This window comes from Klebsiella sp. PCX, assembly GCF_021869705.1.
Lineage (GTDB): Bacteria > Pseudomonadota > Gammaproteobacteria > Enterobacterales > Enterobacteriaceae > Klebsiella > Klebsiella quasipneumoniae.
The window spans coordinates 2,791,277-2,811,000 of record NZ_CP091527.1 but is presented as its reverse complement, the minus strand read 5'-3'; the positions used below and the strand labels follow the sequence as shown (position 1 = coordinate 2,811,000).

19 protein-coding genes are annotated in these 19,724 nt (G+C 58.4%); 9 read left to right on the top strand and 10 right to left on the bottom strand.

The features are described 5' to 3' along the window. Window positions 1-31: 31 nt before the first annotated feature. From ydgT to blr, 3 genes are all read right to left on the bottom strand, one after another. Entirely contained in the window at window positions 32-247 is a 216-nt protein-coding gene (gene ydgT, locus GQR96_RS13325; protein ID WP_004202843.1) for a transcription modulator YdgT, read from the bottom strand. Between the two features lie 215 nt (window positions 248-462). Further along, window positions 463-1,833 carry a GH1 family beta-glucosidase gene (locus GQR96_RS13320; protein WP_060655927.1) on the bottom strand — a complete coding sequence of 457 codons (1,371 nt, stop codon included), beginning with the start codon at window positions 1,831-1,833 and terminating at the stop codon, window positions 463-465. A 115-nt stretch (window positions 1,834-1,948) separates the two neighbouring features. Continuing rightward, window positions 1,949-2,086 carry a division septum protein Blr gene (gene blr, locus GQR96_RS13315; protein ID WP_012541534.1) on the bottom strand — a complete coding sequence of 46 codons (138 nt, stop codon included), beginning with the start codon at window positions 2,084-2,086 and terminating at the stop codon, window positions 1,949-1,951. Between the two features lie 190 nt (window positions 2,087-2,276). On the opposite strand from blr, the gene GQR96_RS13310 reads away from it, so the two are divergent. Next, window positions 2,277-3,317: an oxidoreductase gene (locus GQR96_RS13310; RefSeq protein ID WP_065904391.1), complete on the top strand. Its 1,041-nt coding sequence runs from the start codon at window positions 2,277-2,279 to the stop codon at window positions 3,315-3,317. A 35-nt stretch (window positions 3,318-3,352) separates the two neighbouring features. On the opposite strand, the gene add is transcribed toward GQR96_RS13310, so the two are convergent. Further along, on the bottom strand, window positions 3,353-4,354 hold the full coding sequence (gene add, locus GQR96_RS13305; RefSeq protein ID WP_004202835.1) for an adenosine deaminase: 1,002 nt from the start codon (window positions 4,352-4,354) through the stop codon (window positions 3,353-3,355). A gap of 157 nt (window positions 4,355-4,511) precedes the next feature. After that, on the bottom strand, window positions 4,512-5,666 hold the full coding sequence (locus tag GQR96_RS13300; RefSeq protein ID WP_060655925.1) for an MFS transporter: 1,155 nt from the start codon (window positions 5,664-5,666) through the stop codon (window positions 4,512-4,514). A gap of 194 nt (window positions 5,667-5,860) precedes the next feature. On the opposite strand from GQR96_RS13300, the gene GQR96_RS13295 reads away from it, so the two are divergent. Both GQR96_RS13295 and GQR96_RS13290 read left to right on the top strand, forming a co-directional pair. Next, entirely contained in the window at window positions 5,861-6,325 is a 465-nt protein-coding gene (locus tag GQR96_RS13295; protein WP_065904379.1) for a winged helix-turn-helix transcriptional regulator, read from the top strand. A gap of 230 nt (window positions 6,326-6,555) precedes the next feature. After that, a complete protein-coding gene (locus tag GQR96_RS13290) occupies window positions 6,556-6,741 on the top strand; it encodes a hypothetical protein (RefSeq protein ID WP_004202827.1) in 186 nt (61 codons plus the stop codon). A 9-nt stretch (window positions 6,742-6,750) separates the two neighbouring features. On the opposite strand, the gene GQR96_RS13285 is transcribed toward GQR96_RS13290, so the two are convergent. After that, complete coding sequence (locus GQR96_RS13285; protein WP_048294964.1) at window positions 6,751-7,119, bottom strand: hypothetical protein; 369 nt, start codon at window positions 7,117-7,119, stop codon at window positions 6,751-6,753. 243 nt (window positions 7,120-7,362) lie between these two features. Here GQR96_RS13285 and cybB point away from each other — a divergent pair, with 243 nt between their 5' ends. From cybB to GQR96_RS13270, 3 genes are all read left to right on the top strand, one after another. Continuing rightward, window positions 7,363-7,890, top strand: a complete 528-nt coding sequence (cybB, locus tag GQR96_RS13280) for a cytochrome b561 (RefSeq protein ID WP_049092052.1) — start codon at window positions 7,363-7,365, stop codon at window positions 7,888-7,890. Between the two features lie 103 nt (window positions 7,891-7,993). After that, the gene (locus GQR96_RS13275) at window positions 7,994-8,269 is read left to right on the top strand and encodes a metal/formaldehyde-sensitive transcriptional repressor (protein WP_004202822.1); all 276 of its coding nucleotides are present in this window, start codon (window positions 7,994-7,996) and stop codon (window positions 8,267-8,269) included. A 24-nt stretch (window positions 8,270-8,293) separates the two neighbouring features. Continuing rightward, complete coding sequence (locus GQR96_RS13270; RefSeq protein ID WP_004202819.1) at window positions 8,294-9,412, top strand: S-(hydroxymethyl)glutathione dehydrogenase/class III alcohol dehydrogenase; 1,119 nt, start codon at window positions 8,294-8,296, stop codon at window positions 9,410-9,412. A gap of 68 nt (window positions 9,413-9,480) precedes the next feature. On the opposite strand, the gene GQR96_RS13265 is transcribed toward GQR96_RS13270, so the two are convergent. The 4 genes from GQR96_RS13265 to pcaH form a co-directional block, all read right to left on the bottom strand. Then, complete coding sequence (locus GQR96_RS13265) at window positions 9,481-11,853, bottom strand: glucose/quinate/shikimate family membrane-bound PQQ-dependent dehydrogenase (RefSeq protein WP_032456161.1); 2,373 nt, start codon at window positions 11,851-11,853, stop codon at window positions 9,481-9,483. 277 nt (window positions 11,854-12,130) lie between these two features. After that, window positions 12,131-13,054 carry a LysR substrate-binding domain-containing protein gene (locus tag GQR96_RS13260; protein ID WP_004143800.1) on the bottom strand — a complete coding sequence of 308 codons (924 nt, stop codon included), beginning with the start codon at window positions 13,052-13,054 and terminating at the stop codon, window positions 12,131-12,133. Between the two features lie 177 nt (window positions 13,055-13,231). Next, a complete protein-coding gene (pcaG, locus tag GQR96_RS13255) occupies window positions 13,232-13,852 on the bottom strand; it encodes a protocatechuate 3,4-dioxygenase subunit alpha (protein ID WP_043519986.1) in 621 nt (206 codons plus the stop codon). Further along, the gene (gene pcaH / locus GQR96_RS13250) at window positions 13,849-14,589 is read right to left on the bottom strand and encodes a protocatechuate 3,4-dioxygenase subunit beta (protein ID WP_004202816.1); all 741 of its coding nucleotides are present in this window, start codon (window positions 14,587-14,589) and stop codon (window positions 13,849-13,851) included. Before pcaH ends, pcaG begins: the two co-directional genes overlap by 4 nt. A gap of 239 nt (window positions 14,590-14,828) precedes the next feature. Between pcaH and GQR96_RS13245 the strand changes: the two genes are divergently transcribed. The 3 genes from GQR96_RS13245 to GQR96_RS13235 all read left to right on the top strand — a co-directional run bounded on the left by GQR96_RS13245 (window position 14,829) and on the right by GQR96_RS13235 (window position 19,690). Next, a complete protein-coding gene (locus GQR96_RS13245; RefSeq protein WP_023318417.1) occupies window positions 14,829-16,172 on the top strand; it encodes a 2-oxoadipate dioxygenase/decarboxylase HglS in 1,344 nt (447 codons plus the stop codon). Between the two features lie 41 nt (window positions 16,173-16,213). Further along, window positions 16,214-17,719 carry a carboxylesterase/lipase family protein gene (locus GQR96_RS13240; RefSeq protein ID WP_023318416.1) on the top strand — a complete coding sequence of 502 codons (1,506 nt, stop codon included), beginning with the start codon at window positions 16,214-16,216 and terminating at the stop codon, window positions 17,717-17,719. A gap of 315 nt (window positions 17,720-18,034) precedes the next feature. Further along, a complete protein-coding gene (locus GQR96_RS13235; RefSeq protein WP_043519995.1) occupies window positions 18,035-19,690 on the top strand; it encodes a glucan biosynthesis protein D in 1,656 nt (551 codons plus the stop codon). The last annotated feature ends 34 nt before the right edge of the window (window positions 19,691-19,724 follow it).

Here is a 19,724-nt window from a genome sequence, read left to right as displayed (position 1 = left end):
GTATAAGCAACTGGCGTGAAGGATGACAGTCTTACTGCACGAATCGCCAAACGGATTTAGGCACCTGGCCCACATCGAACAATTTACCGCCGGAAACCAGCTCTGCCCGGCGGTGATCGGCGGCGCGATACATATTAACGATCTCTTCGGTGTCTGTCAGGGAGTAGTTAAGGTGATCAAATAGTTTTTCAAGACTTTCCAGCGAACTGATTTTGCGGAATTTTAATAAATAGTCCAGAACGGTCATTTTCGTATCCATTTTATAATCGGAATAATTACGTTGAATATTATCAGCATTCACTAAACCTACTCTCAACCAACGGCGCCTTCTGCCGGGGCCGCGTGGAATGTTTCAGGTTATATAAACCCATGACAAGGGGCAAAGCCAGCCTTGAAGAGCAGGGAGATGTTTAAGAATATTCTAAATCAGACCGGGCGCCGAATGGCGCCCGCAGGAGAAGATTAACGCTGTTCGCCGCGACTGGCAATAACAGATTTGTACCAATAAAAACTCTTCTTTCGTTTCCGTGCCAGATTTTGCTGGTGGTCCACATAGACAAAGCCATATTGCTTTTGATATCCGTTGAGCCAGCTAAGCAGATCGATAAACGACCAGGGATAATAGCCGCGAACGTCAGCTCCCTGCGCCAGCGCCTTTTCCAGAGCGCCAATATGGCTGCTCAGGTAGTCGATTCGCGGATCGTCGACCACCTCACCGGCAATAATCGGGTCTTTCGCTCCCAGGCCATTCTCGGTGATATAGATCGGGATATCGCCATAGCGCGCCTTGATCATCATAATGCCGTCGGTTAGCCCCTGCGGCCAGATCTCCCAGCCCCATTCGGTATAAGTGCTCTGCGGATTACGCACGAAATAGAATAACCCCTCCACGCCAGGCTCGCCGCCGGTGGGGATTTCGGGCGGCTGGGCGGATACCGTTTCCCGACGATAGTAATTCAGACCGATAAAGTCACAGCGGTTGTCTCGCAGCAGCGCGTCGTCGCCTGGAGCAAAGCGCGGTACTCCCCACAGGGCTTGAGTCTGCGCCAGCAGGGCAGCAGGATAGGTGCCTTTTAGCACCGGATCGTACAGCCAGTGGGTATGGATGGCGTCAGCCAGGTCGGTAGCCTGCCTGTCCGCCTCGCTGTCGGTGAGCGGGGTATGCGGCTGCAGCACATTGACGAAACCAATCTCGCCCGCCACGGCCATCTCGCGAAACGCCTTCACCGCAAGCGCATGGGCGATAAACACGTGATGACAGGCCTGGATGGCGCGCGCCGGATCGCGAACGGCCGGCGGATGCAGGCCGTTAATGTAGCCGTGGCCGATAAAGACGATGGTCTCGTTAAAGGTAGCCCACAGCTTCACCCGCGAACCAAAGCGGGCGTAGCACAGGCGGGCGTACTCGGCGAAGGCTTCGGCGGTGCTGCGTGCTTCCCAGCCGCCCTCATCCTGCAGGGCCTGCGGCAGGTCCCAGTGATAGAGGGTAATCATCGGCTCAATATTATGCGCCAGCAGTTCATCGATCAGATCGCTATAAAACTGCACGCCTGCTTCATTAATCTCGCCGCGCCCGGTGGGCAGCAGGCGCGGCCAGGAGATGGAAAAGCGATAGCTCTGCAGGCCCATCTCGGCCATCAACGCCACGTCTTCGCGAAAACGGTGATAGTGATCGACGGCGATATCGCCGGTGGTCCCTTCAAAGGTGGTTCCCGGCAGGTGAGAGTAGATATCCCAGATTGACGGTCCCTTACCGTCAGCGTCGTGCCCACCTTCAACCTGATACGCTGCGGTAGCGGCACCCCATAGAAAATGTTGCGGAAAAGCGGCCATGAAAAAACTCCCAGTCTGATGATAGAGGGAGTGTAATCAAAGCAAGGATAACTGTGCAACCGGTTTCTGAAACCGGTTGCACAGTTGCGAAGCGGGTCACTGTTTCACGGCGGCGCTACTTTGTCTGCACCACATCCGCTGGCGGTGGCGACTGGTAGTTATCAATATGGTGCGCGATAACCAAAAGCAGTGCGGAAATCCCAAAAACAATCCAGCCAATAAGTTCTACAATACGAGTAAAAACAGTCGTCATAACACTTCAATATCCTTTGAACACAGTGGGAAATGTTACTCTATGGTCAGCAGATCACAAGGGGTATCTGTCTGATTTTGCACGCATGCGTTAAAACCTTAAGTGAAAAAATGATAAGTTTTATTCACGTTTTGTAAGAATATTCTCATTAGTCAGATATTGACATCAGCTGAATAAGAGAGGCGGTTAAATGAGTGATGCGATCCGGGTGGGGCTGGTGGGCTATGGCTATGCCAGCAAAACGTTTCACGCGCCATTAATCAGCGGCACGCCGGGCCTGGCGCTGACGACGGTCTCCAGCAGCGACGCGGCCAAAGTTCATGCCGACTGGCCTGGCGCGAAGGTGGTCAATGCGGCGGGTGAATTGCTGAACGACCCGGAGATCGATCTGGTGGTCATCGCCACGCCGAACGACACCCACTTCCCACTGGCGAAAGCGGCGCTGGAGGCCGGTAAGCACGTGGTGGTGGATAAACCCTTTACCGTGACACTGTCACAGGCTCGTGAGCTGGAGAGCCTGGCGAAGCACTGTGGCCGGGTGCTGTCGGTATTTCACAATCGGCGCTGGGACAGTGATTTCTTAACGGTCAGAACGTTAATCGACGAAGGCCTGCTGGGAGAGGTGTGTTACTTCGAATCCCATTTCGACCGCTTCCGCCCGCAGGTACGCCAGCGCTGGCGGGAACAGGCGGGGCCCGGGAGTGGAATTTGGTATGATCTCGGACCGCATCTGCTCGACCAGGCGGTGGTGCTGTTTGGTCTGCCGGTGAGCATCACGGTGGATCTCGCTCAACTTCGGCCCGGCGCGCAATCCACCGACTATTTTCACGCGGTGCTGGCCTATCCACAGCGGCGGGTGGTGCTGCACGGCACATTGCTCGCCGCCGCGGAGAGCGCGCGCTTTATCGTCCACGGCTCGCGGGCCAGCTTTATCAAGTACGGTCTCGACCCGCAGGAGGAGCGGCTGAAAAATGGCGAGCGTTTGCCGCAGGAGGACTGGGGGTATGATATGCGTGACGGTACCCTGACCCGCGCCGAAGGCGACGAACGTAGCGAGGAGACATGGCTGACGCTACCGGGCAATTATCCCGCTTACTATGCCGCTATCCGCGATGCGCTCAATGGGGTGGGAGAAAACCCGGTTCCGGCCAGCGAGGCGATTCAAATCATGACCCTGCTTGAGCTCGGTATCGAGTCGGCCCGGCATCGCGCCACGCTCAGCCTTGTGTGAGAGATAGCCCGGCAGCGCGGCTGCCGGGCCGGCTATCAGCCTTTAGCCACCCGCTGAATGAGCGCGGCTTTTTCCTGTTCGCTCAGAAACGCCTGGGTCAGACCATTGATCTGGGCCTGGCGGATCTGCTCCCGGCTCAGGCCCGCCGCCGGCGCCGCCACGGTGTATTCGTGGATAATATCGACCCCCTGGACCGCCGGATCGTCAGTGTTGAGGCTCGCCAGTACGCCGTGCTCAAGGAACTGCTTCAGCGGATGCTGGGCCAGAGAGGGTACGGTACTGGTTTGCACGTTCGAGGTGAGACAGGATTCAATCCCGATGCGGTGCTCGGCCAGATAGTCCATCAGGGCGGGATCCTGTACCGCTTTTACCCCGTGGCCGATACGCTCGGCGCCCAGCTCACGAATGGCCTGCCAGATACTTTCCGGGCCGGCCGCTTCGCCAGCGTGAACGGTGATATGCCACCCGGCATCGCGGGCCTGGTTAAAATGACTAAGGAACAGCGCCCCCGGGAAGCCCAGCTCATCGCCAGCGAGGTCGAGGGCGGTGATGCCATCGCGGTGGGCGAGCAGCGCCGCGAGCTCTTCCTGACAGGCCGCTTCGCCAAAGGTGCGGCTCAAAATGCCGATCAGGCGGGCGTCGACCTGAAAATCGCGGCACCCCTCACGTACCCCGGCGATCACTGCCTCTACCACGCCGTCAACCGGCAACTGGTGGGTCATCGCCATATAGCGTGGGGAGAAGCGCAGCTCCACGTAGTGCAGGCCATTGCGCGCCGCGTCTTCGACGTTCTCATACGCCACGCGACGGCAGGCTTCCAGCGAGGCCAGGACTTTCACCCCCCAGTCGAGCTTGGCGAGAAAACTGACCAGATCGGGCTCCAGGCTGGTGACCTGGACGTGGGGACGCAGCGTGTCAAGGGTGGTAGCGGGAAGGGTGATATTAAACTCGCGGCCAAGATCGAGGATGGTTTGGGCCCGGATGTTACCGTCAAGGTGGCGGTGAATGTCGGTTAATGGCAATGAGGAATCAATCATGGTCGCACTCTTTTTTTAGTTAAAGTGCACGTCATTATACAACATGAGCATAACTGTTTAAAAGCATTGAAAAAATCTATGCGATACAAACAGCTGGGGGCAATCAGGTCATTTTTACGCGCTTTTTGACTGGCCCCTTCAAAACAGGGGCCGAATGTCATGATCGACGCGATCCTGACCAGACAAGAAAAGCACACGCGCTGACCGCGGCACCCGCAAGGCAGACCGCCTGCCATCCCCAGTGGGAATAAAGCTGTGTGGCAACGATAGCACCTGCCGCGCTACCCAGCGAATAAAAACACATGTAAGCCCCAACCAGGCGGCTTGCTGCTGCAGGCCTGGCGGCAATGATCAGGCTCTGGTTAGAGACATGTACGGCCTGTACCGCAAAGTCCAGCGCAATGACGCCAGCTAACAGCCAGAGCAAAGAGGTTTCAACATAGGCGATAGGCAGCCATGAGAGAGCCAGCAGCGCCAGCGCCAAGCCGGTAGTACGCTGAGCCCATCCCTGGTCAGCCCACTTTCCCGCTCTTGAGGCGGCCAGCACGCCAGCGAGGCCGGCTAAGCCAAACATCCCCGCCTGGGTGTGCGAGAGGGAAAGGGCGGTAAGCGGCATGACCATAGTTGTCCATAGCATGCTGAAGGCGGCGAAGATAAGAAGCGCCAGGATGCCGCGCTTTCTCAGTTGCGGTTCAGTGATATATAGCTGAAACACTGACTTCAATAAGGAAAGGTAGGTGGACTTTTGTGGCTGCGATTGCTTTGAGGGCGAAGGCATGACCTTCCAGACGACACCGGCCATCAACAGCATCATACAGGCAGCCGTGAGATAAACGGCTCGCCAGCCGGCAATATCGGCTATCGCGCCTGAGATAAACCGAGACAACAGGATGCCTGAAACAATTCCGCTGGTCAGGGTACCCACCGCCTGGCCTCGTTTCTGCGGTGTCGCCAGTATTGCCACCCACGCCACCATCAACTGCACCACAACGGCCATCAGGCCAACGATCAGCATGGCGCCAAGCAGAGTGGCTATGTTGGGGGATAACCCTGCTACAACTAACGCCGCCGCTGAAAGCAACAGCTGAGTCATCACCACGTATTTACGGTTCAGCCAGTCCCCGAGCGGAACCAGGAACAGTAAGCCAATGGCATAGCCCAACTGCGTAGCGGTGATGACGCCGCCAATCATGCCTGGCGCCACCTTGAGGCTGACCGCCATCGAGTCGAGTAAAGGTTGAGCTGAATAAACGTTGGCTACCGCCAGCGCGCAGGTCAGTGAAAACAACGTCGTTATCCCTGCGGTGAGCATCGCGTCAGGGGCTAACGCGGTTTGAATTCCGTGGCCGGTACACCTGCTTGTCTTATCTTTCATAAGAGACCTTCTATCTGGTTGCTTTTTAAAACTCGTTTACCTATAGAAATAGCCATAGTGGTTTTTTTTTGCAACTAGTAAAACGGAAGATTAAGCTAGCATTAGTAGACAGATTGATGAGGAGCGCGCAGATGGCAAAACAGGAATCACTCAGAACCAGTGAATGTCCGGTGGCGAGAACGTTGGAATCAATTGGTGAACGCTGGTGCCTGATGATTATCCGCGAAGCATTTGACAATGTACGGAGATTCAGCGAGTTTCAAAAAAATTTAGGGCTGGCCAAAAATATCCTTGCCGCGCGCCTGAAGCACCTGGTCGATATCGGTATTTTCGAGATTTTACCGGCATCGGATGGCAGCGCATATAAGGAATACGTCCTGACTGAAAAGGGGCGCTCCGTGTTTCCCATTGTTGTGGCGATGCGTCAATGGGGAGAGCGTTATATGTTTGAGCAGGGAGAAACCTACTCTGTCCTGCTGGATAACGAACACGGCCAGCCGCTTCAATATCTGGATGTGCGTTCTGCTCAGGGAGATAAATTGCAACCAGGCGACTGTCATCGCCGGCGCGTTGTATCAGATACCAGCGCCGAATAATGTCGTGAAGGGTTTGCGGAATTCTAGTGAGAATACGATCGTACCGCTAAAGGGTTGTGGAACAATCCTGACCTATTTTTTGCGCACTGCTTCTGATGCTAACTCCCCGGACGCGTAACAGTGACCCGCCGCGAGCCGCATAATCATTTACATTTATATTTTATTTGAATGTATTCATGTTACATATTAAATTCTGCTTACTTTATCGACGATGAGGCAGGGATGCGGATGTGGAAAGCGTAATCCATAATAATATTGAGGGTTTTCTGCTGTTGTTATTAAGCATGTGGCCCATTCTGCTGGTGGTATTCGTTGGCGTCGCGATCTCCTTCTATACCATGCTGTTACGCAAAACGGCGCTGGCCTGCCTGCTGTTCGCCGTCGCCATCGGCGCCGCAGGCTGGAGCTTTGCCTGACGCCAGGCCTCAGGGTTTATCCAGCAGGCTCATACTGGAGGTGGCGGCGCCATCATTCAGATTGGACGGCGAATGCCAGTCGCGACCCGCCAGGGCGCTGTCTCTCTGACCACTACTGGCGACGCTGTCCTGCTGCGTCGACAGCGTTGACCCTTCAAGCGCTTCCTCTGCCCCCGACTGGTCGGGCAGAGAACTGCTATACCCGCCATTATTCGAATACGTATCCATACCGTTGACTTCATTCGGCACCGTGTCGGTAGTGGTCCCGTCATCGTTAATGCAAAATGAGCCGCCGATGCCGTTAGGCTGACAGTCCGCGGCGAAAGTCGGGCTGGCCAGCGCGGTCAGCAGCAATAGCGGTAAGCTGATTTTCTTCATTTTCATCTCCATACGCAGCGTGGGCGACAGATGTTCTCAACTATAGAGGGGAGAGCGCGGCGGCAGGTAACAAAAATGTTTAATTTTGTAATAGCGGATGGTATCCGGCGCCCGTTCGCGTGGTCCGGGTGCAGCGGCTCGGCACAATGCGGTAATCAATTGTTAATTCAACGTAAAGGTTAATGAAAATTTAAGAGAAGGCCGCTATGTTGGCACAATCACACTTTCCATTAAGGATATTCCATGCGCGATAAATATTCCGGCCTGCAGATCGGCATCCACTGGCTGGTCTTTCTGCTGGTGGTGGTGGCCTATGCGGCGATGGAGCTGCGCGGATTTTTCCCCCGCAGCGATCGGCCGCTGATCAATATGGTTCATGTTTCCTGCGGAATCACCATTGGCGTGCTGATGGTGGCGCGTCTGCTGGTGCGGCTGAAAATGCCGACGCCGCCGATCGTGCCAAAGCCGTCACCGATGATGACTGGTTTCGCCCATCTCGGCCATCTGATTATCTATCTGCTGTTTATCGGCCTGCCGCTGATTGGCATGGTAATGATGTACTGGCGCGGGAATCCCTGGTACGCCTTTGGCCTGACGATGCCGTATGCTCCGCAGAGCGATTTTGAGCGGGTGGACACCCTGAAAGCGATCCATGAATGGTTAGCGAACGCCGGTTACTTCGTGATTGGCCTGCATGCCTTTGCTGCGCTGCTCCATCATTACTGGTGGAAAGATAATACCCTGCTGCGAATGATGCCCCGTAAGCGCTGAAGGGTTTGCTTCAACATTCAGACCCCGTCCCGAGACGGGGTTTTTTTGCCTTTGTGGTAAATAAAATATAGTATACCCCCCTATATGATACGGAGGCGTTATCGTGCCACATTCACCTGAAGATAAAAAACGGGCGCTCAGCCGCGTACGACGCATCCGCGGCCAGGTTGAAGCCCTTGAACGCGCGCTGGAGTCCGGCGAGCCCTGTATGACCATCCTGCAGCAGATCGCCTCGATTCGCGGGGCGGCAAACGGTCTGATGGGCGAAATGGTGGAGATCCACCTGCAGGACGAGCTGGTCAGCGGCGACACCACCCCGGACCAGCGGGCCGCGAGAATGGCAGAGGTCGGTCATCTGCTACGATCCTATTTAAAATAACATCACGACGAGGAAGAGACAGTTATGAAATCACGCGCAGCAGTGGCCTTTGGCCCCGGTCAGCCGTTAAAAATCGTAGAGATTGACGTCGCGCCGCCGAAAAAAGGCGAAGTTCTGGTGAAAATCACCCATACCGGCGTGTGCCATACCGATGCTTTCACCCTTTCCGGCGACGATCCGGAAGGGGTCTTCCCGGCGGTGCTGGGCCATGAAGGCGGCGGCGTGGTCGTGGAAGTGGGCGAGGGCGTCACCAGCCTTAAGCCGGGCGATCATGTCATCCCCCTGTATACCGCCGAATGCGGCGAGTGCAAATTCTGTAAGTCGGGTAAAACCAATCTCTGTCAGGCGGTACGCGCTACCCAGGGCAAAGGGCTGATGCCGGACGGCACCACCCGTTTCTCGTATAACGGCGAACCGATTTATCACTACATGGGCACCAGCACCTTCAGCGAATACACGGTCTGCGCTGAGATCTCGCTGGCGAAAGTCAATCCGCAGGCGCCGCTGGATAAAGTGTGTCTGCTGGGCTGCGGCGTGACCACCGGTATCGGCGCGGTGCACAACACGGCGAAGGTTAAGGCCGGGGATACCGTCGCGGTCTTTGGTCTGGGCGGCATCGGCCTGGCGGTGATCCAGGGCGCTGTGCAGGCGCAAGCCGGGCGCATTCTGGCAGTCGATACCAACCCGGATAAGTTCACTCTCGCTAAAGAGATGGGGGCTACCGACTTTATCAACCCCAACGACTACGATAAGCCGATTCAGGATGTGATCGTTGAGCTGACCGACGGCGGGGTGGATTTCAGCTTCGAGTGCATCGGTAATGTCAATGTGATGCGCGCGGCGCTGGAGTGCTGCCATAAGGGTTGGGGCGAGAGCGTCATTATCGGCGTGGCCGGCGCCGGGCAGGAGATCAAAACCCGTCCGTTCCAGCTGGTGACAGGCCGCGTGTGGCGCGGCTCCGCCTTTGGCGGCGTGAAAGGCCGTAGCCAGCTGCCGGGAATGGTGGAAGACGCGATGGCGGGTAAAATTCGCCTCGACCCGTTTATTACTCATCGCCTGCCGCTGGAGCAGATTAACGAGGCCTTTGACCTGATGCATGAAGGCAAATCGATTCGCACCGTGATCCACTTTGGCGACCAGTAATCGCTAACGCGCAAGGCGTTTCGGCAACAGCAAAAAAGGGCCCGGATGGGCCCTTTTGCTTAAGTCAATCAGTGATGGTCAGGGAGCGCGTAGGCGATAATGTAATCGCCGCGATCCGGAGACTGACGGGCGCCGCCCGCATTGATAATGATGTACTGCTTACCGGTTTTCGGCGACACGTAGGTCATCGGGCCTGACTGGCTGCCAACCGGCAGACGGGATTTCCAGATCTCCTTGCCGTTAGCGGTATCAAAGGCGCGCAGGTAGAAATCCTGAGTGCCGGCGAAGAACAGCAGCCCGGACTGCGTCGCCAGCGACGCGCCAAGGGTCGGCATACCGATCGGAATCGGCATGTGCATGCGGATCCCCAGCGGCCCGGTATCCTCTACGGTACCTACCGGCACCTGCCACACCAGTTTCCCGGTTTTCAGATCCACCGCGGACATGGTGCCGAACGGCGGCTTCTGGCACGGAATGCCCAGCGGCGACAGGAAACGTTCGCGCATGGCGCCAAACGGCGTGCCTTCCATCGGCACGATGCCCATCTCGATGCCGCTGGCGTCTTTCGCCACCTTCTCGCGCGGCACCATATAGTTGGCGAGACCCAGACGCATATCGTTAACGAACATCAGGCTGTTGTTGGGATCCACCGAGACGCTGCCCCAGTTCATGCCGCCAAGCGAGCCCGGGAACTGCAGGGAGCGGTCTTCTCCCGGCGGGGTAAAGACGCCCTGATGGCGCATCTCTTTGAACTGGATACGGCACAGCAGCAGGTCGATCGGCGTCGCTCCCCACATATCGGACTCGGTCAGCGTCTGGTTACCGATCATCGGCATTCCCACCGAGTAAGGCTGCGTCGGCGAGTAGCGCTCGCCTTTGACATTGCCCACCGGCACCGGCCGCTCTTCCACTTTCGCCACCGGCTCGCCGGTTTCGCGGTTGAGCATAAAGATCATGCCCTGCTTGCTGGTCTGCACCAGCACCGGGGTGGTGCCGCCCTTGCCGTCAGGCAGATCGTACAGCAGCGGCTGAGACGGCAGGTCAAAGTCCCACAGGTCGTGGTGGGTGGTCTGGAAGTGCCAGCGTACCTGGCCGGTAGCGGCATCCACGGCGACGATGGAGGAGCTGTATTTATCGTCCAGCGCGGTTCGTTCGCCGCCAAAGAAGTCAGGCGTAGCGTTACCGGTCGGCAGATAGATCAGGTTCAGCTTCGCGTCGTAAGACATCGCCGACCAGACGTTCGGCGTGCCGCGCGTATAGGTCTGGCCCTCCGGCGGTACGCCGGTCAGCGCCGGATTACCCGGATCCCACGCCCAGGCCAGTTTACCGGTGTGGACGTCAAACGCACGGACCACCCCCGGCGGTTCCCCGGTAGAGTAGTTATCCGCGACGCGGCCGCCGACCACCACCACATTACCCGCGACCAGCGGGGTGGAGGTCTGCTGATAGTAACCTGCTTTGACTTCGCCCATCCCGACGCTAAGGTCGACAATACCGCGATCGCCGAAGCTCTCGCACAGTTTGCCGGTGTCGGCATCAATGGCGATCAGGCGGGCATCGATCGTTGGCAGGAACAGACGACGGGAGCAAGCGGCAGGCTGAGCGCCTGACGCTGGCGTCGTCTGCGCCTGGCTATCTTCGTAATAGCCTAAGCCGCGGCAGCGCTGCCAGTTAGGCGAAGAGGATTTGGAGTCATAGCGCCATTTCTCTTTGCCGCTGTCGACATCCAGCGCCAGCACTTTGCTGTAAGGGGTACAGACGTAGAGGGTATCGCCAATCTGCAGCGGGGTATTCTGATCTTCCGCGCCGGAGCCATTGCTCTGTGGGATATCGCCAGTATGCGCCACCCAGGCTACCTGCAGCTGGTTGACGTTTTGCTTGTTGATTTGATCCAGGGCGGCGAAGCGGTCTCCGTGGGTGGTGTTGCCCCAGTGCGCCCAGTTTTTCTGCTCTTCGCCCGGCGCGACGGGTTTCACCGGCACCGCTTCCGTGGCGCTGACCAGCGGTTCGGATTTAAACATCCAGCCAAAGCTTCCCGCCAGCGCCACGGCGAGCACGGCGGCGATGGCAAAAGCCGGGCCTTTTTTCGCCGGCGAGCTGGCAAGGAAAGGCCAGACCAGGGCGGCGAGGAAGGCCAGCACGCCAAGGGCGAACAGACGCGAGAAGAGCGGCCAGAAGTTCCAGCCAGCGTCGCCGATCGCCCAGATCACCGAAGCGATAAACGCCACGGCGTACAGCAGAATACCCCCGCGGCGGCGACGGAAAATCAGCACCGCCGCGATAACCATCACCACGCCCATCAGCGCGAAGTACAGCGTGCCGCCGACGAGAGCCAGTTTTACCCCCAGAATACCGATAGCCAGACCGATGATGAGCATCAGTCCGGCGAGAAGCCACTGCAGGATCCGGGGGAATCCGCGCGGCGCGTTGCCAGTTGTCATGAAATCTCCTTAACCACACCAGCCACCTCAGTGCGAACCAAATGAAACAAAGTTATTTTGTTTTATTTTTGAATGAAGTGGTTTGTATCTTCATAAAGCCAAATTTATTGCCTGTTTTGATTTCGTATGAACCATTTGGTGAAATCGCGATATGATAGATCTGTTAAAGAAATTTGCGCAAATGTTAATAAATAATTTCGCACTAAATGATTATTTTGCTGAATGTGACGCAGTCAGCGTTGGCTCCCCGGCCGCTACGGGCCGGGGGATCAGCGGATCAGGCAGGCATTGATTTACGAATAGCGCTGAGCAGGGTTTGTGTACCGGGGGTCAGCGTCGCATCGACGCGGGTTAGAATGCCGATGGGCTCCCCGGCGCCCTGGGTGGCAATCGGCAGGGCGGTCAGTACGCCACGGCGAAGATCGTCTTTCACCGCCCCGGAAGGGACGAACCAGACATAGTCAAAATCGACCGTCAGCTGGCGCGACAGTGAAGCAGAGAGGGTCTCGATGCAGCCGGCGGGCATTTTACAGCCCTGGCTCTGGAGCAGCGCTTCGGCGTTTTGCCGCGGCACGGTGCCCTTTGGCGAGACCACCACCGGCCACTCCATCACCCGACTGAGGGTCACGGTCTCCTGCAGCAGAGGATGTCCCGGGCGTACCACCAGCTTAAGGGATTCCAGGAACAGCAGTTCGTAATGCAGCCCGCTCATCAGCTCCGGATCGGACATCCGTCCGATGCCGATGTCGATCTCCCCGGATTTTAACCCGGCGAGCAGCATGGTGTTGTTCATGGTGGCGACCTGCAGCGTGATATCTTTTTGCTGCTTATGGAACTGGCCGATCACCGTCGGCAGGATCCCCAGCGCGGCGGTAGGCAGCGCGCCGATGCGCACGATATCGTTATTCAGGCCCTCTTTACGGTTCAGCGCCTGGCCCGCCGAGTTAAGGGCATCAAGCACTTTCACGGCATGAGTCAGAAACTGTTCCCCGACCAGGGTCAATTGCGCCCCCAGACGTCCCCGCTCAAACAGACGGGTACCGGTCAGCTGTTCAAGCTCGTTAAGCGTTTTTGAAAGTGCTGGCTGGCTCAGATTTAAAGTTTCAGCCGCGCGCCCCAGCGTTCCCTGTTGAGCGACGGCCACGAAGGTGTGTAGATGGCGCAAGCGAATGCGCTGACTGAAGAGACCATTTTTTTCCATAGTAAGATGATGTTAAAAACACAGCGGTGAAAGAGACAAGCGGCCTTGTTTAAATTTGATAACCAGATAGCAAAATATTATTAACATTTGAGCTGATTACATTACAAGATCTTTCCCTATGGTTTAACACGCCGTCGCCCCGGCTGTGCGGGGCGACGGCGGTGGTCAGCATGGCCGCTAGATATCGAAAAAGACGGTTTCGTTCTCGCCCTGCAGATAAATGTCGAAACGATAGACCACTTCCGCACCGCGAACCTCGCGCTCGGCGATTAAGGTTTTGCGTCTCACCTCCCATTCGATGAGATTCAGCACCGGGTCGCTGGCATTGGCCTCGTGCTCATCGGCGAAATACATCCGCGTATTCAGGCCAATGTTGATCCCCCGCGCCACCACCCACAGATTGACGTGCGGCGCCATCAGACGGCCGTCGCGGCCAACCACCGCGCCGGGCTTGATGGTTTCAAAGCGCCAGACGCCGGAGGTGAAGTCAGAGCAGGTGCGCCCCCAGCCGCGAAAGCCTGGGTCGACCGCTTTCTGCTGCTGACGGTCCTCAGGATGGTTATAGCGTCCCGCGGCGTTAGCCTGCCAGATCTCCAGCAGCACGTCGCGGACCGGGGTCCCCGAGCCGTCGATAACCCGGCCTTCAATGGTGATCCGGTCCCCGACCGTATCGGCGGTGGTGAGAACCGAACCAAAATTTTTTTCAAAAATATGAAAACCCGCCGCGTCCGGTGCCAGACCGATATGAACATAGGGTCCCGCAGTCTGCGAGGCGGTTTCAGGCAGATACTCTTTCATCGGGCGGCCCCCTGAGTGCGATTTTCAAACAGCGTGGCGCGATGGCCGCGCAGAACAAGGTCGAAGCGGTAGGCCAGACAATCCAGCGGCACGGCGGCGTGCATGTCCAGCTCGGCGATCAGGGTGCGCACGGCGTCGTCATTATTAATGGTCCTGACGATCGGACACTGCTTGATCAACGGGTCGCCTTCGAAATACATCTGGGTGATCAGGCGCTGGGCCCAGGCGTCGCCTGAAAGCGAGAAATGAATATGCGCCGGACGCCAGTCGCTGGCCTGGTTGCGCCAGGGGTAGGGGCCGGGCTTGATGGTGCGAAAACAGTAATAACCGTTCTCGTCGGTCAGCACCCGACCGCAGCCGCCGAAGTTCGGGTCAATCGGCGCCAGATACTGATCTTTTTTATGTCGATAGCGGCCGCCGGCATTGGCCTGCCACACTTCCACCAGGGTGTTTTTCATTGGTCGGCCGAAACCATCCCGCACATAGCCGTGCACAATGATCCGCTCGCCAATCGGCAGGCCTTCTTTGGCATAGTTAAGGATAAGGTCATTATCCAGCGGGCCCAGGTCGTCGCGGCTAAACACCGGGCCGGTGATCTCTGACAGCGAGTTCTGCAGGGAGATTAGGGCGTTTTTCGGGGAGCGCAGGACGCTGGTTTTATAGCCCGGGGCGTAAGCGGGCGGGTGACTACTGTAATCGCGATGGATAACCTCGCGCGGGGACCATTTATCGTTCATCGGGTACTCCGTATAGAGGGTAGAGAGGCATGTTGTTGTAATGTCGCCAGAAACAGTGTGTGTAAATATATTGTTAATTTAAAGTGAAATTACCGGGTGTTTTTCATAACCGTCGGTTATGCCCTGCGCTATGCCCGTGACCGGAAGCAGGTTATCGCCATCACAGTTTGTAAATTCTTCCCCCCGCCGGGAGGCAGCTTTCCTACACTCCAGGAAGTATTCACTGGAGGTAACACATCATGGCGAACACCATCACGGCTGATGAGATTCGGGAGCAGTTTTCGCAGGCCATGTCGGCCATGTACCAGCAGGAAGTTCCGCAGTACGGGACGCTGCTGGAGCTGGTGGCTGACGTCAACCTGGCGGTACTGGAAAATAATCCGAAGCTGCATGAACAACTGGCCAACGCCGACGAGCTGGCTCGCCTGAACGTTGAGCGCCACGGGGCGATCCGCGTGGGCACAGCGGAGGAACTGGCGACGCTACGTCGCATGTTTGCCATCATGGGGATGTATCCCGTCAGCTATTATGATCTTTCACAGGCCGGCGTGCCGGTTCATTCCACGGCGTTTCGTCCTGTCGACGATGCCGCGCTGGCGCGCAATCCGTTTCGGGTTTTTACCTCGCTGCTGCGTCTGGAGCTGATCGAAAACCGCGCTCTGCGTGAGCGAGCCGAGGCGATCCTCGCCCGGCGCAACATATTCACTCCCCGCTGTCTGGCGCTGATCGCCCGGCATGAGGCCGAAGGGGCGTTCACCCCTGCGGAAGCCCGCGAGTTCGTGCAGGAGGCGCTGGAGACCTTCCGCTGGCACCGGCATGCCACCGTCGATGAGGAGACCTACCACGCGCTGCATCGCGAGCATCGCTTGATAGCCGATGTGGTCTGCTTCCCGGGATGCCATATCAACCACCTCACGCCGCGAACGTTGGATATTGACCGCGCGCAGGCCCTGATGCCGGAGTGCGGCATTGAGCCAAAGGCCCTGATCGAAGGTCCGCCGCGCCGGGAGGTACCGATCCTCCTGCGACAGACCAGCTTCAAGGCGCTTGAGGAACCAGTAATGTTCGCCGGCGAACACCGCGGCACTCACAGCGCCCGCTTCGGCGAAATTGAGCAGCGCGGCGTGGCGCTGACGCCAAAAGGACGCGCGCTATACGACCGATTGCTGCAGGCAGCAGGGACCGGCAAAGACAATCTCAGCCACCAGCTGCATCTGCAGGAGGTATTCCGCGAATTTCCCGACAGCGAATTTCTGCTGCGTCAGCAGGGGCTGGCCTGGTTTCGCTACCGCCTGACGCCGGCTGGCGAGGCACATCGCCACGCGTTTCGCCCGGGCGACGATCCCCAGCCGCTGATCGAGCGCGGGTGGATAGTGGCCCAGCCTATCGTCTATGAGGATTTTTTACCGGTCAGCGCGGCGGGCATTTTTCAGTCCAATCTGGGTAACGAAACCCAGGCCCGCAGCCACGGGAATGCCAGCCGCGAAGCCTTTGAAGCGGCGCTGGGCTGTCCGGTGCAGGATGAATTTGAACTGTACCAGCAGGCGGAGGAGCGCAGCAAACGACGTTGCGGTCTGCTGTAAAATCAGTAACCTGCTGGCATCAGCCTTACAGGGAGCAGGTTATGCAACATCCGTCGAAACCGTTGGCGAAAACCCGGCAGGGCACGCTGGCCGGCAGCGCAGAGCAGGGGATCCATATCTGGCGCGGCATTCCGTACGCCGCGCCGCCCGTGGGGCCGCTGCGCTGGCGCGCGCCGCAGCCTCCCGCCCGCTGGCCGGGCGTGCGTCAGGCCGACGCCTTTTCCGCCGCCAGCTGGCAGGACATTGACTACTGCCGCGAACTTGGCGGCGGGGATCCCGGTCGCTTCAGCGAAGACTGTCTCTATCTCAACGTCTGGGCCCCCGCCAGCGCAGCGCAGCCGCTGCCGGTGATGGTCTGGCTGCACGGTGGCGGGTTTACCATCGGCGCCGGTAGCCTGCCGCCTTACGATGGCCTGGCGCTGGCCAGCCGCGACGTGGTGGTGGTGACGGTCAACTACCGTCTGGGCCACCTCGGCTTTTTCGCCCACCCGGCGCTGGAAGAAGAGGCGGGCGAGCGGCTGTATAACTTCGCGCTGCTCGACCAGATCGCCGCCCTGCAGTGGGTCCAGGAAAACATTCACGCCTTCGGCGGCGACGCCGCCAACGTCACGCTGTTTGGCGAATCCGCCGGGGCGCGCAGCGTGCTGTCGCTGATGGCCTCGCCGAAAGCGAAAGGGTTGTTCCATAAAGCGATTATTCAGAGCGGGTATACCTTACCCGATCTGCCGCGGGAAAAGGCGCTGGAGAAAGGCCGTCTGCTGGCGGAGCATTTCGCCTTACCACAGGCCAGCGCTGAGCAACTGCGGGCAATCCCGGCGGAGGCCTTCTGGTCGCTTTCCGCCCCGCTGAATATCGGGCCAGCGCCCATTGCAGGCGATATCGTGCTCCCGCAGCCGATGCTGGAGACCTTTTTTGCCGGGCGCCAGCATCCGATGCCGGTGATCATCGGCTCCAACAGCGATGAAGCCAGCGTGATGGCGGTGTTTGGCGTCGACATCGCCGGGCAGATCCAGAAACTGCGCCGTGAGCGCCGTCTGGGTCTGGGACTGATCAAACTCCTCTATCCCGGCGTAAAAGGCGATGAAGCGCTGGGGCGGGAAGTCTGTCGGGATATGGCGTTTACCACCCTCGGCTATGTGGTGATGCAGGCCCAGCAGCGCGTGGGCCAGCCATGCTGGCGGTACTGGTTCGATTATGTCGCGGAAGCGGAACATGACGCCTATCCGCACGGCGCCTGGCACGGCAACGAGGTGCCCTACGTGTTTGATAACCTGCGGCTCACCGACCCGGTGCGGCAGTATGCCAGTGAAGCGGATCTGGCCTTCGCCGCTCAGGTCGCTGACTACTGGGTCCAGTTTGCCCGCGTCGCCAGCGGCGAGCAGGTGCTTGCCGGCGCGGTGCGCTGGCCGGCGTGCCTGCGCGGACGGGATCGTTTGCTGCGCATTGGCCTGCATAAGCGTGCCGGGTTTAAAGTGGAGAATCGCTTTATGCGCGCCCGGCTGGCACTGTTTCGCCGGGTGATGAAGCACCACGTGACCCTCGAATAAAGGGGATGGGGGCGGCTCAGCGGGGCACGCCCCTGCTGCAGGCCGCGGGTGGCTAAGAAACGGCCCGGCGATGAGACAGGGCGCCGGGAGAGTGCTGTCCGCTTTGTTTAAGGCGGGTTTGCGTTAGATATTGCGCTCTCCCTCCGCCGGCGATGAAAAAACAGCCTGTTCTGGTAGACAGGGCTTTTTTACCGTTTTTCTGCTGGCAACAATTGGATTATTAATCGTTTTTGTCTAGAGTGGGCGGAAATTATCACGCAGCGTGATGACGCGTTGCGAATCATTTCACCCGTGCAGAAGGACGCTTTCTCAGGCATGAACCGCAGACGTTTTCTTAAATCTTCCATGGCTGTTGCCGCCGTATGCGGAACGTCAGGAGTCGCTTCCTTATTCAGTCAGGCCGCGTTTGCTGAAGACGCGGGCATTGCCGACGGGCAGACGCGTCGGTTCGATTATGCCGTGCTGCAGGCGATGGCCCACGATCTGGCGCGCCAGCCGTGGGGCGGGGCACCGCGCGATCTGCCGCCGACGCTGGCCAATCTCACCCCGCAGGCTTATAACAGCATTCAGTATGACGCTAACCACTCGCTATGGAACAATATTGAAGAACGCAAACTGGATATCCAGTTTTTCCACGTCGGGATGGGGTTCCGTCGCCGCGTGCGCATGTTCTCTTTAGACGCCGCCACCCAGCAGGCGCGCGAGATCCACTTCCGTCCGGAGCTGTTCAAGTACAATGACGCCGGGGTAGATACCCGGCAGCTGGAAGGGCAGTCCGACCTCGGCTTCGCCGGGTTCCGGGTATTTAAAGCACCTGAGCTGGCGCGCCGGGATATCGTGGCGTTTCTCGGCGCCAGCTATTTTCGCGCGGTAGACAGCACCTACCAGTATGGCCTGTCGGCCCGTGGGCTGGCGGTGGATACCTTTACCGATACCCCGGAAGAGTTCCCCGATTTCACCTCTTTCTGGTTCGAAACGGTCAAAGGGGACGCCACGGTCTTTACCGTTTACGCCCTGCTCGACAGCCCAAGCATCACTGGCGCCTACAAGTTCACCATCCACTGCCAGGATACCCAGGTCATTATGGACGTGGAGAACCATCTCTACGCCCGCAAGGATATCAAACAGCTGGGGATCGCGCCGATGACCAGCATGTTCAGCTGCGGCAACAACGAGCGTCGGATGTGCGATACCATCCACCCGCAGATCCACGACTCCGATCGGCTGTCGATGTGGCTGGGCAACGGCGAATGGGTCTGCCGGCCGCTGAACAACCCGCAGAAGCTGCAGTTCAACGCCTTCCAGGACAAGAACCCGCGCGGCTTTGGTCTGCTGCAGCTGGACCGTGATTTTTCCCACTACCAGGACGTGATGGGCTGGTATAACAAGCGTCCCAGCCTGTGGGTTGAGCCGCGTAACCAGTGGGGCAAAGGGGCGGTCAGCCTGATGGAGATCCCGACCACCGGTGAAACGCTGGATAATATCGTCTGCTTCTGGCAGCCGGAAAAGGCAGTGAAGGCGGGCGACGAACTCGACTTCAGCTACCGTCTCTACTGGAGCGCACAGCCGCCGGTCAGCACACCGCTGGCGCGTGTGCTCGCCACCCGCACCGGGATGGGGGGCTTCCCAGAGGGATGGGCGCCGGGCGAACACTACCCGGACAAGTGGGCGCGTCGTTTTGCCATCGACTTTGTTGGCGGCGATCTGAAAGCGGCCGCGCCGCGCGGTATTGAACCGGTGATCACCCTCTCCAGCGGCGAAGCGAAGCAGATTGAAATCCTCTACGTCGAGCCGTTCGATGGCTACCGGATCCTCTTCGACTGGTATCCGACTTCCAACTCGACCGACCCGGTGGAGATGCGTCTGTTCCTGCGCTGTCAGGGAGAAGCCATCAGCGAAACCTGGCTCTATCAGTACTTCCCGCCGGCGCCGGATAAACGTAACTACATTGACGACCGGATCATGAAATAACCCCGTGACAGCCGTGGCCCCAGGCACCCCCTGC

Coding starts and splice junctions, on each gene's coding strand:
- ydgT (WP_004202843.1), bottom strand. CDS start 247: ATGACCGTTCTGGACTATTTATTAAAATTCCGCAAAATCAGTTCGCTG.
- GQR96_RS13320 (WP_060655927.1), bottom strand. CDS start 1,833: ATGGCCGCTTTTCCGCAACATTTTCTATGGGGTGCCGCTACCGCAGCG.
- blr (WP_012541534.1), bottom strand. CDS start 2,086: ATGACGACTGTTTTTACTCGTATTGTAGAACTTATTGGCTGGATTGTT.
- GQR96_RS13310 (WP_065904391.1), top strand. CDS start 2,277: ATGAGTGATGCGATCCGGGTGGGGCTGGTGGGCTATGGCTATGCCAGC.
- add (WP_004202835.1), bottom strand. CDS start 4,354: ATGATTGATTCCTCATTGCCATTAACCGACATTCACCGCCACCTTGAC.
- GQR96_RS13300 (WP_060655925.1), bottom strand. CDS start 5,666: ATGCTCACCGCAGGGATAACGACGTTGTTTTCACTGACCTGCGCGCTG.
- GQR96_RS13295 (WP_065904379.1), top strand. CDS start 5,861: ATGGCAAAACAGGAATCACTCAGAACCAGTGAATGTCCGGTGGCGAGA.
- GQR96_RS13285 (WP_048294964.1), bottom strand. CDS start 7,119: ATGAAGAAAATCAGCTTACCGCTATTGCTGCTGACCGCGCTGGCCAGC.
- cybB (WP_049092052.1), top strand. CDS start 7,363: ATGCGCGATAAATATTCCGGCCTGCAGATCGGCATCCACTGGCTGGTC.
- GQR96_RS13270 (WP_004202819.1), top strand. CDS start 8,294: ATGAAATCACGCGCAGCAGTGGCCTTTGGCCCCGGTCAGCCGTTAAAA.
- GQR96_RS13265 (WP_032456161.1), bottom strand. CDS start 11,853: ATGACAACTGGCAACGCGCCGCGCGGATTCCCCCGGATCCTGCAGTGG.
- GQR96_RS13260 (WP_004143800.1), bottom strand. CDS start 13,054: ATGGAAAAAAATGGTCTCTTCAGTCAGCGCATTCGCTTGCGCCATCTA.
- pcaG (WP_043519986.1), bottom strand. CDS start 13,852: ATGAAAGAGTATCTGCCTGAAACCGCCTCGCAGACTGCGGGACCCTAT.
- pcaH (WP_004202816.1), bottom strand. CDS start 14,589: ATGAACGATAAATGGTCCCCGCGCGAGGTTATCCATCGCGATTACAGT.
- GQR96_RS13245 (WP_023318417.1), top strand. CDS start 14,829: ATGGCGAACACCATCACGGCTGATGAGATTCGGGAGCAGTTTTCGCAG.
- GQR96_RS13240 (WP_023318416.1), top strand. CDS start 16,214: ATGCAACATCCGTCGAAACCGTTGGCGAAAACCCGGCAGGGCACGCTG.
- GQR96_RS13235 (WP_043519995.1), top strand. CDS start 18,035: ATGAACCGCAGACGTTTTCTTAAATCTTCCATGGCTGTTGCCGCCGTA.